At 59.1% G+C, this 11,324-nt stretch carries 9 protein-coding genes; 4 read left to right on the top strand and 5 right to left on the bottom strand.

Annotated features, from left to right (window positions below):
- Nucleotides 1-3: 3 nt before the first annotated feature.
- Entirely contained in the window at nt 4-1,281 is a 1,278-nt protein-coding gene (locus AC061P_RS10540) for an extracellular solute-binding protein (protein ID WP_480391161.1), read from the bottom strand.
- A gap of 191 nt (nt 1,282-1,472) precedes the next feature.
- On the opposite strand from AC061P_RS10540, the gene AC061P_RS10535 reads away from it, so the two are divergent.
- A complete protein-coding gene (locus tag AC061P_RS10535; protein ID WP_480391160.1) occupies nt 1,473-2,615 on the top strand; it encodes an ROK family transcriptional regulator in 1,143 nt (380 codons plus the stop codon).
- A gap of 233 nt (nt 2,616-2,848) precedes the next feature.
- A complete protein-coding gene (locus AC061P_RS10530) occupies nt 2,849-5,392 on the top strand; it encodes a glycoside hydrolase family 66 protein (protein ID WP_480391159.1) in 2,544 nt (847 codons plus the stop codon).
- A gap of 59 nt (nt 5,393-5,451) precedes the next feature.
- Here AC061P_RS10530 and AC061P_RS10525 read toward each other — a convergent pair whose 3' ends face one another.
- Entirely contained in the window at nt 5,452-5,748 is a 297-nt protein-coding gene (locus AC061P_RS10525) for a hypothetical protein (RefSeq protein WP_480391158.1), read from the bottom strand.
- A 307-nt stretch (nt 5,749-6,055) separates the two neighbouring features.
- On the opposite strand from AC061P_RS10525, the gene AC061P_RS10520 reads away from it, so the two are divergent.
- The gene (locus AC061P_RS10520; RefSeq protein WP_449647265.1) at nt 6,056-7,273 is read left to right on the top strand and encodes an ammonium transporter; all 1,218 of its coding nucleotides are present in this window, start codon (nt 6,056-6,058) and stop codon (nt 7,271-7,273) included.
- A gap of 156 nt (nt 7,274-7,429) precedes the next feature.
- Here the strand turns inward: AC061P_RS10520 and pdxH are convergent, their stop codons facing one another.
- Nucleotides 7,430-8,071, bottom strand: coding sequence for a pyridoxamine 5'-phosphate oxidase (pdxH, locus tag AC061P_RS10515; protein WP_480391157.1), 642 nt, complete (start codon nt 8,069-8,071; stop codon nt 7,430-7,432).
- A 36-nt stretch (nt 8,072-8,107) separates the two neighbouring features.
- Nucleotides 8,108-9,442 (bottom strand): Na+/H+ antiporter NhaA, encoded by a 1,335-nt coding sequence (nhaA, locus tag AC061P_RS10510; RefSeq protein ID WP_449647263.1) that lies wholly within the window; start codon nt 9,440-9,442, stop codon nt 8,108-8,110.
- A gap of 189 nt (nt 9,443-9,631) precedes the next feature.
- Here nhaA and AC061P_RS10505 point away from each other — a divergent pair, with 189 nt between their 5' ends.
- Complete coding sequence (locus AC061P_RS10505) at nt 9,632-9,913, top strand: iron-sulfur cluster assembly accessory protein (protein WP_449647262.1); 282 nt, start codon at nt 9,632-9,634, stop codon at nt 9,911-9,913.
- A gap of 83 nt (nt 9,914-9,996) precedes the next feature.
- Here the strand turns inward: AC061P_RS10505 and AC061P_RS10500 are convergent, their stop codons facing one another.
- Entirely contained in the window at nt 9,997-11,295 is a 1,299-nt protein-coding gene (locus tag AC061P_RS10500; RefSeq protein ID WP_480391156.1) for a hypothetical protein, read from the bottom strand.
- Nucleotides 11,296-11,324 lie beyond the last annotated feature (29 nt).

Below are 11,324 nucleotides of genomic sequence, written 5' to 3'. Positions count from 1 at the left end.
AAGCTAATTTCCTGCCAAAATTGCGTCGATCTCCGCGGCGGCGCCAGTTAGCGCGTCCTTCACCGTTACAGATCCTTCAAAGGCGGGAACGAGTGCTTGGTTGAGGATGGTGTCAACCTCAGACCCCTGGGGGATTGCCACTCGCGCTTTGGCGGTTGCGAGCTGGTCCGTGAACAGAGCAAGGTACGGCAGTAACTCGACCTGCTTGTCACCCAGAGCCTTGATGACCGTCAGCTGTCCTGTCGGAACAAGCGCCATCTGGAATTCTTCTGACTGAGTGAATTCGATGAACTTCATGGCTGCTTTTTTATGCTCGGACGTCGAGGTGAGAACGATGTCCTCGCCGCCAACGACGCTGACCGACCCACCGTCTCCGGCGGGCATTGGCGCATAAATGGGGGTGAAGTCGGGGAACTGCTCGCTCCAGATACCGTTCATCCACGGTCCGTCGAGGATGTTTGCGTAGTTTCCTCCGGGAAGGCCTTCTGATGTCGACGTTGCGCCGGCGTTGCCGATGATGCCGTTAGAGATTTGGCCGTCTTTGTAAAGATCCACGAGCATCTGCACTGCTGCCACTGACTTGTCGTTGTCGAGGTAGCCAGTCGACGTCGTGACCTTGTCGTCGGTGACAGCGCCGCCGCCCGACCAGATCCATGGCGAGATGTTCCATGCACCCAAGCCACCATCGGCGAACACTTGGACACCCGAATCAGTAAGTGCATCTGCTGCTGCGACGAACTCGTCGAAGGTTGCGGGTGGAGCGTCGAGTCCCTGTGCGTCGAGAGCTTCTTGGCTAGTGATGAGCACGCGGGTGTTGGTATCTAGCGGGAGCCCGTAGTACTTGCCGTCGTAGAGGTTGGTTGAAAGGACGCCGGGGAATGTTGCGTCAGCGAGTTCCTGGAAGTTGTCCATTTCGTCCGAGAGGGGTACGAGCACACCGAGGTCGGCGAACTTGGGAACCCATCCCAGATCGGCACGCACGAGGTCGGGCAATTCATCGCCTGCCGCGCTCGTGGTGAGCTTCTTGAGTAGGTCGTCATACGGTACGTCGACGTATTCGACCGTAATGCCCGGGTTCGCTTCTTCAAACGACGGGATCAGAGTGTCGTTGAGCACGTCTGCTTGTGCAGAGTTGCCGCCGTTGCCGTACGCGCCCCAGAAAGTAATGGTCACGGGCTCGTCGGCAGTGCCTTCGGACTCGGGCGCTGACGAGCAACCCGCCATTACGAGGGCGATGGTCGCGGCGACAGCTGTCACCGCGATGACTTTGGAACGCTTCATTGCAGTTCTCCTCATTGATGTTTACATTCTGACTCAGGGCAGAGCCGGGTATGTGCTTGCGAATTAGTTCTACGGCAAAAGTAATGCCGTGTCAATTGTTGTCATTTAACAAGTTTTGAGCCCTACTTACTTCCCTTGCAAAAGGAATAGGCGCTATGGTGAGACGGTCCGCCGATAAAGAGAGGGTCTTCGTGACTATTGAGGATCAATCGTGGACCAGAGACGGCGGAGCGTCATTATCTGTCGCTCTTCAAGTGCTCATTAACGGCCCGATTTCTCGCAGCGATATTGCTCGCCGACTCGACATGTCCCCGGGTTCGCTAACCCGCCTGAGCACGCCGCTAATCGACGGTGGGCTCCTAGTCGAGGTCGGAGAACGCGCTGACGGACGCGCAGGCCGACCCTCGACCCTGCTTGACGTCGTTGCTCGGTCGCGAAATTTCATTGGGATGAAAATCACTTCGACAGAGGTCCTCGCAGTGGTGACAGACCTCAGGGCGAGCGTGCTTCACCAACGCTCAGCGAAGCTCACGTCGCGCGATCCCTCTGCGGTGATCGCGGTAATTGCTGATCTGGTCCAGACCCTTGCCGCCCGCGTGCCATCGGTGACCGCTATTGGCATCGGCTTGGGCGGCTTGGTAGGCGCCGACGGAATCGTCGAGAGTGCCCCATTCTTGGAATGGACCGACGTCTCCATCCGGGCCCTCGTCGAGGACGCAACCGGCTTTCCCACGGTCATTGACAACGACCTCGTAGCCTTCACCGAGTACGAGCGCTGGTTTGGTGCAGGCAAAGGACTGCAGAACTTCGCCGTGCTCACCCTGGGCGCCGGCATCGGATACGGGGTCGTTATCCACAACGAAATCGTTACTAGTGTCGATTCTGGAATCGGATTGGTAGGCCACTGGCCGCTGGACCCGTTTGGTCCAGTCTGTCCTGCCGGGCACCGCGGTTGTGCGAAGAGTGTGCTTGAACAGGGCGCTATCGTTCGCAATGTTTCCGCCGTAATAGGCCGGGAAGTGACGTACGACCAAGCACTGGACCTCGCGGAGGCCGGAGAGCCGGCCGCACGGCGAATAATCGACGAGGCCGGAGCCGGGCTAGGAACACTGTTGGCTGCGATCGCGAACCTCACGATGCCGCAGCGGATCATCCTTGGTGGCGAGGGTGTTCGCCTTGTAGACGTTGCGTCGGCGGCGATCCAGGAAGGCATCAATGGCCACCGCAATGCGCGCGCATCCGCGATCGACCTCGTCGCCACTTCCGGCGACAACACTGAATGGTGTCGCGGTGCTGCCGTACTCGCGATCCAGAAATACGTCCTCGACAAGTAGTCAAGCCAGCCGCACGGGAAGGATCTCATGACCAACCATCGTTGCGTCATCCGCAGCGCACGAAGAGGCCAGCCGTGTGCGACGGTGCGAATACGAGAGTTTAGCCGCTGAAATTTGCGGTTGATCCCGGCGACACGGCCAGTGGAATGAGCGTGGCGCCGGGCCCGACACACAGTCGGGCAGCCCCGAGACGTCGGTCATTCCGATCGTCGTCCGTCGAAAGGAACCAATCGATGTTGAGTCTACGACAGCGGAAGCGGTTCAGATTCGCCGCCGCCGCTGCACTTTGTGCCGCGCTCGCCAGCGCCTCAATCGTGTTACCCCTCACTAGTGCTTCCGCCGCGACTGTTACCGATGCGTGGACGGACAAAGCTCGATACGCGCCGGGAGAACAGGCCGTCATCACTGCTGAGGTCTCGGGAAGTGGCCCCGTTACGTTCTCGCTCGTCCATCTTGGAATAGTGGTTCAGTCCTCCACCGTTCAGACTTCAGGCTCCGGGTCGGTGAACTGGGCGGTGACCCCTCCAACGCAGGACTTCACCGGTTACATGGTTCACATTGATGCAGGAACCACCGCGTTGGAAACGGCGATTGACGTATCCAGCGACTGGACCCGCTTCCCGAGGACCGGGTACCTAGAAAGCTACGCAAGTTCGCTCACACCGGCTCAACAGCAAGCCGCCGTCAACGAACTGGCTCGGAAGTACCACGTGAACTCACTGCAGTTTTACGACTGGATGTGGCGGCACGAAGCGCCGATCGAGCGGGACAGTTCGGGCAACGTCGTATCGACATGGACGGCATGGAACGGCGATGTCATCGCACCATCCACGGTGTCGGGATTGATCAACGCAAGCCATTCAGCGAATATCGCGGCTTTGCCTTACTCGATGAGCTACGCCGCGCTGGAAGGTTTTGCCGAGAATGGTGTGAGCAGCGACTGGAGGCTCAAATATCGTTCTGACGGCACTGACTGGAAATTCCAGATGCTTCCCAACCGACCTGACACAACCTTGTGGATCATGAACCCCGCGAATGCTGGTTGGAAAGATCACATCACCGGTCAGTACGCCGACCAGATCAACACTTTCGGATTTGATGGAACTCACATCGATCAACTCGGGAACTGGGGAGGCGCGTCCGACGGCGGAATGAACGATGCGAGTGGCAATGCGGTCGACTTGCCGCAAGGATTCTCGGACCTCGTCGCCGCAACGAAATCTGAGACCAACAAAGCGGTGGGGTTCAATGCAGTGGATGGCTTTGGCTCAGATGCCTTGGCTGGTTCGGCTAGCGACTACCTGTATACGGAACTTTGGGGTGATCATGAGACGTATTCGTCTGTTCAGACATATCTCGACGGCCAGCGCGCAGCATCCGGAGGCAAAGGTGCTGTCGTCGCCGCCTACGTTAACTATGGGAGCAACACTGGAGCCAAAAGTGAAGCGGAGTCGGCGACCACGAAGGTAGGGGTGACGGCCAACAACAATCACACCGGTTATAGCGGCACGGGGTTTATAGAGGGTTTCGGAGAGATAGGGGACTCGGTCACCTTCACCGTCACCGCACCGGAGTCACGCCGCTACGGAATCGTTCCCACGTGGGCGGGTGCAACCGCGTCGACAGCTACGAGAACCGTGACCGTTGATGGAGTGAATATCGGCAAGTTGAAACTACCGAGCACGCCATCCTGGGATTCTTGGAGTAGCGAGGCAGGGATCCCGGCGTACTTGAGCGTCGGCTCTCACACAATTAAAATCTCCGTCGAATCGTCCGATACTGGCTTTGTCAACCTCGACAGTATGACTCTCGGAACCTTCAATACTCCGTCGGTTCAACTAACCGACGCGGCGTTGACGGCCAATGGCGCGAGCCATATTGAGATGGGTCAGGGAAACCAAATGTTGGTTGCGCCATATTTCCTAGACCATTCGAAGCAGATGGATCTCGGGCTCCAATCATGGATGAAGTCCTACTACGACGTAATCACAGGATACGAGAACCTCTTTTACGGACCTACGTTGAAAAAGATCGATAATCAGGTAGTCGTCACGGGGCAGGCCACCAGCAACAACGGCGGCGCCAACACAATCTGGACAAACGTGATGCGCAACAATGGGGTCGACGTCATCCATCTCATAAACCTGAAGGGCAACGATTCGAACTGGAGAGAGCCAGCCGCAAGAGCCCCGACACTCTCAAATCTCCCCGTCAAGTACTATTTGGGCGACAAACCGGTACCGCCGAGCATCAACCTCGCGAGCCCGGACCGGGATGGCGGTCGTTCAACCTCGCTTGCGTTCACGAGCGGAAGCGATTCTGGGGGTGCGTACGTGAGCTTCACGGTCCCCCAGCTGAAAAACTGGGACTTCGTGTACATGGGGAGCTCCACACGAGGTAACGGCAACATCGTCGGGAAAGATGGCCAGTGCATGGATGTGGCCGGAGGCAGTAGCGCCAACGGAACTTCAGTACAGGTGTGGAATTGTGCGTCTGTTGCTGCACAACAGTGGAGCTTTCAGAACAACAAGCTCAGCGCCTTAGGTAAGTGCCTCGACCTTGTGGCAGGGGGAGGGACTAACGGCACGCTGGCCCATCTCTGGGATTGCGAGGCTGTTCAATCGCAAGTCTGGGAACACACGACCCAGGCGCAGTTTCGAAACCCCGCTTCGGGGAAATGCCTCGACCTGATAGGTGCTGCAACCGCCAACGGTACGAAGTTGCATCTGTGGGACTGCTTCTCGGGCTCGAGCCAGAAATGGACAGAGCCGCAGTAAGAGAATATGGCGGCAGGGGGCGGAGAACCATCCCCTGCCGCCAGTGCGTTCGTAGTTCCCTAGGGCCTGAGCTTCGCTTTACGTTTCTGCTCGGCAGCACGCTCGAGCCGTTCAATGCGTAAGACATCAACGAGCAGTGCCGCGATGGGGATGACTGAGGCGACACCCAACCATTCCTGCGTTGCGCCGGTGGTGACATAGATCACGTTGAAGACCACAGCCCAGATAAGACCGCCGATGAGCCAGACCAGCCGCCACCACGGTGTCGTTAGCTGGCGGATGCGAGTCTTGACCGCCGAAGGCTGCTTTGGTGGCGTCGCTGGCTCGGGCGCATTCGTGGGCGTAGTTTCGGGCATGCGCCAACTCTACGTTCTCTCGGTAGGGGCTGGGAAAGTTGGTCCGCGAACGGCGAAATTCTCAACACCGAAGCGCACCAGAGCCAAATCTGACACCGGATTCACCGAACACCTCAGGGTGCGCGAAACGTTTCTGTAACACCCGCACCACACGTTTTACGTGCGCGAAACATAACTGTGGGCCAGACGAAACGCTAAGACGGAATGCTTTGTCGTGCGGGACGGTGGGCGTGGAATGACCCGACACCCATCGACATCCGCCACAGCATTACGTGTGCACAGGGCGCACAAAGCGAAAGAGGTTGAGATGGATACAGTCGTATGGGTACTCATTAGCACTGCATTAGTACTGCTCATGACCCCCGGTTTGGCATTCTTTTACGGTGGACTCGTAAAAGAGAAGTCAGTAGTCAGCATGATGATGATGAGCTTCGGAGCTCTCGGCCTCGTGGCCGTTCTCTGGATCCTCATCGGCGCGAACATGAGCTCGATCGATGGTTCGATCTGGTCATTCTCGGGCAACCCCTTCAGCAACTTTGGGCAAGAGGGTGTCGCTGGCGCTGACCTCCTGTTTGTTGCATTCGGTGGAACCTTCGCCATCATCACCACCGCACTGATCTCGGGTGCCATCGCCGACCGTGCACGCTTCGGACCGTGGATGATCTACACCGGTGTGTGGGCAACGCTCGTCTACTTCCCCGTCGCCGCGTGGGTATGGGGCGGTGGCTGGATCCAGAACCTCGGAGACACGCTCGGTGGTCTGCCAGCAGTGATCGACTTCGCGGGTGGTACTGCGGTCCACATCAACGCTGGTGCTGCCGCTCTTGGTCTCGCCCTGGTTCTCGGCAAGCGCGTTGGTTTCAACAAGAACATCACCCAGCCTCACAACGTTCCTCTGGTTCTTATCGGTGCAGCACTGCTCTGGTTCGGCTGGTTCGGATTCAACGCTGGGGCCGCCGGTACGCCTGACGAAGCGGGACTGATCGTCTTCAACACTCTTGCAGCACCTGCCGCTGCAATTCTCGGTTGGATCGTTGTCGAGAAGCTCCGCACCGGTAAGGCCACAGCAGTGGGCGCCGTTTCGGGTGCTGTTGCTGGACTCGTTGCCATCACCCCGGCCTGTGCAAACCTGACACCGGGTTGGGCGCTGGTTCTTGGTGCTGTCGCCGGTGCCGTGTGTGCTCTCGCTATTGAACTCAAGTACAACTTGGGCTTCGACGACTCGCTCGACGTTGTTGGACTCCACCTTGTTGCTGGAGTCATCGGAACCGTCTACCTCGGCTTCTTCGCAACCGACACTGGACTCTTCGTCGGTGGAGATGCCGGACAGCTTGTCGTTCAGACGATCAGCGTGCTCGCCGTAGCAATCTTCTCCTTCGGAATGTCCTGGTTGATCGGAACCGCCATTCAGAAGACCATTGGATTCCGCGTTACTTCTGAAGAAGAAATCGCCGGCATCGACCTCGCAGTCCACGGCGAGTCGGGCTACGCAATGTCGGCACGGGGATCCGTACCGGCTGAGTAAAGCCCACAACCTCGGGAGGGGCACGACTGTTATCGCAGTTGTGTCCCTCTTTTGGCGTTAACAAACGGGACGATGAGCGGATGCCTGCCGCACGGCACGAGCCGCAACTGTCGCAGGGTTTCGCACGGTGCCTATAGCGTTGCGGTTCTGGCGACGCTACGGCTGGAGCCGCATCCGCTCCCATTCGCCAGACTCTGCACGCACGAATCGAACGCGATCGTGCAACCGCGAACTGCGGCCCTGCCAGAACTCGATCGTGTGAGGTTCTACAACAAAGCCGCCCCAGTCATCCGGGCGTGGCACCTCGCTGCCGTCAAACTCGGCCTCAAGCTCGGTAACGCGCTGTTCAAGCAGCGCTCGGGATGCGATGGGTTGCGATTGTTCGCTGGCGTGCGCCGCGATTTGACTGCCTCGCGGTCGCGTGGCGAAGTAGTTGTCTGATAGCGCTGCGGCAATGGGTCGAGCAGTTCCTTGCACGAGCACTTGCCGGTGGATCGAATACCACGGGAACACAAGAGCTGCGGCAGCGTTTGCCAGCAGCGCGCGGCCCTTGATGGAGCTGTAGTTCGTGAAGAACTCAAACCCGGCATCGTCGATGGCGCGCAGCAGCACGGTGCGGGCGCTGGGGGAGCCGTCGGCATCCACAGTTGAAAGCACCATTGCGTTTGGCTCGTACACGTTCGATTCACTCGCGTTCGATAGCCACAATCGGAACTGGTCGAGGGGGTTGTCGAGCACGTCGGTGTCGTTGAGTGGCAACTGGCCGTAGTCGGTGTGTTGGCTCAGTGGGTCGGACACGGTGATTCCTCTCGACGGTGCGGTGTAGCTTTCTCGCTAGTCTGCATCCTCGATGAGTTTTTTGTTCTTGTCGGGGATGCCGTCTTCGTTCATGTCGCGTTTGCGGGCGAGGCGAGAGTCCCAGCGCAGGCTGATGGCGGCAAGGATCGCGGCAATGCCTGTGCCGATGAGGATCGCGAGTTTGGCACCGGTGGTGTGCTCACTGTCGGGGAACGAGAGCTCGGAGATGAGCAAGGACACGGTGAAGCCGATACCGGTCAGGAAGCCAATCGGCAGCAGGTCACGAAGTCCGATCGAGTCAGCCAAGCGGAACTTGGTGACCTTGGTGATGAGGGCGGTTGTTCCCAACACTCCAATGATCTTTCCTGCAACCAGACCGATAATAATCGCTGGGACAACGGGCTGCACGAGCACGTCTGTGACGCTTTCGTCGCCTCCCAAAGAAACACCGGCAGCAAAGAAGGCGAAGACAGGAAGCGCGATTCCGGATGAGGTGGGGCGAACCGCATCGTCGAACGCGTGTGTTCGCGTTTCCTTCTCGCCGTGTACGAGTTTGGCAGGAACGGTGAAACCGAGCACAACGCCGGCAATTGTCGCGTGCACGCCAGAGTCGTGCATGAAGGCCCAGGCCACGAGCGCGAGAGGAATCAGCAGCCACCAGCGCGGCTTGCGTGAGCGAACTACGAGTCCGAATAGCACGATCGCGATGAGGGAGAACATGAGCGACAGCAGGTCGATGCTCTCGGTGTAGAAGAGGGCGATGATGATGATCGCGAGGAGGTCGTCGACAACGGCCATTGTGAGCAGGAAGGTGCGGAGCGCGCGCGGGAGCCCGCGACCGAAGATCGCCAGAACGGCTAGCGCAAACGCAATGTCTGTCGCTGTCGGAATCGCCCAGCCGCCGAGTGCGGATGAGTCACCCATGGTGAGAACCACGAGCGTGAAGAGTAACGCGGGGAAGAGCATCCCGCCGATTGCAGCGAACACGGGAACAGCAGCTTCGCGAGGTTTGCGCAGGCTGCCAGCAATAAGTTCTTGCTTGAGTTCAACGCCCACTACGAAGAAGAAGATGGCGAGTAGGCCGTCAGCGGCCCAGGTAGCAAGAGAGAGGTCGAGGTGTAGCGCAGCGGGTCCGACAACGGTCTCTGCGAGTGCTGCGTAGCCTTCGCGCCAGGGGGAGTTCGCCCAGATGAGGGCGATCGCGGCGGCAACCATCAGCAGAATTCCACTGGTGGTCTCCATGGTCACCCACCGACGTACTCGCGTGCGGGGGCTCGGCTTCTTCGTGGATGTGGTCACAAAATTCCAGACGTTGAGGTTCGTCAGCGGGGTCGCCGACACAATCGCCGACCAGACTTCCCGGCACTCCACTAGTAATTCTACCGGGTGCAACAGCCAGCGTCGCACGCGATACACGGGCGACTGTCGAATCGAGGCGCACCTGACTGCGCCATCCACGGGGTATGGGAGTTGCCTCAGAATCGGCGCTCACGGTTGATGTGTGCTGCTGACTAGAGGATCGTGGATTGTTCAATTCGCTGAACCTGGAAGGACGAACATATGCTCACCCTCACCGAAACAGCCACCACGGTCGTCAAGACGATTGTTGAACAAGATCCCAACACTGAGGCCTCTGGTCTCCGTATCAATGGGGAGCCTGGTGCCCCCAACCTCACCGTTGCTGTAGTTGCTGCCCCTGAGGCTGGCGATGCGGTCGTAGAGGCCGAAGGCGCGAAGGTTTTCCTGGAAGAAAACGCGGCTATCGCTCTCAGTGACAAGACACTTGATGCTGAGGTTGGCGAGAATGGCGCGGTAAGTTTCGCCATCGTCGACAACGCGTAGTCACGCTCACCACGTGTAGCTACTAGCTAGCAGCTGGTAGCTAGTTCAGGGTTTGTCGGCGCACGATCGACTAATCCCTGTCTCTAGTAGCGGGCGAGAGCGTCAGCATCTCGAGCATGAGTTACCGATCTACGGATGGCATCTAAGGCCTCCACAGGATCTGTCTCGGCTTCAGCGATCATCAGCTGGCGCTCTGCCTCCGCTAGTCGGGTGCGTGCACTCGCGCTTGCTCCACCCCGGCCGATCAGGTCTCGTACGACGCTGATCTGGCTCTTCGCCGCGACGAGCGTCCCTTGATATGCGGCGCGCGCGTGATCAAGCCTTTGTTGCTGATTGCGCGCTGTCGCCAGTGCAGCATCTAACTGCTCCGCATCATCACTCAACACCGCAAGTTGGCGGAATGGATCGCACGCGACACCGTGCTCGTCCGCCGTTACCGCTAACGAGCGCTCCACGGCGGCAATCGCCGCAAGAATGATGGCACCCGTGTCTGGATCCGGGGCGAGTTCTCGTGCCGCTCGCGCCTCGCTTAGGTCATTAGAGTTCGTTTCTCGCAGTTGTTTGACCGCAGCATCCGCAGTGCCGAGTTCTCTCAGTGAGAATTCGGATGCCGTCAGGTGTTGGCCGGCACGGTGCAGGCCGGCCGCTACTGCCTGCAGCAGGTCCGCGACGGCATTTACGCCGGTCGGGCTGATCTCTGCTGACACCTCCTCCAACTCGCGCTCGGCGTGAGTCAGTAGTGCGTCAGCGCGAGCGAGCTGCTCCTGTGGTGCGGCAAGTACTGCCGCCACGTAGTGCTCAGCGGCCTCAGTGAGTTTCTGCTGATCGTGCGAGAGGCGATCGCGCAGTGCCCTCAATTGCGCACTTAGCTGTTGGGCGGTGTGTCCCGCATCCACTTCGGTGCGTCGCCGTTGCGCGAACGCGTTCTCGAAGCGGTCGAGACTTGTGAGGGCGCGATCGCACAGCGCGATCATCTGCAGCGTGGTTCGACGGCGCAGCTGTTCGGCATCTTTCGCTGCGGTGTCTCGTTGTTGGCCAAGCCGAAAAGCTTCAGTCAGAGTGAGCCGCGCTTCCGCGAGGGCAGCGCCGAACTCATGGGTATCGGCGACACCAAACTGGGCAATGGCAAAACCGACTTCGTTTTCGGCGTCACGAACCCGGTCATCCAACGTGACGAGAAGTGCGGCAGCGCGGGCATCCAACTCCGATTGTGAAGTCGAACCGCGGATGCCGCGATCGCCGCCGCGGCGGAACAAGACAATGAATGCGCCAATTCCCAACCCCAGCACAAGAACGAGCAGTGCGACGACAGCGATCGTGGTTCCGCGCGCAAGTTCGGAGGCAGCAGTGAGGGCCACCAGGGGGAGGGCTACGGGCTCCATGGCTCGTATTCTACGGCTGTGTGCCGCGA

The organism is Rhodoglobus sp. G.S.4 (genome assembly GCF_056619605.1).
Note: the sequence above shows the minus strand (reverse complement) of the source record. Positions and strands in the feature narration are given on the sequence as shown.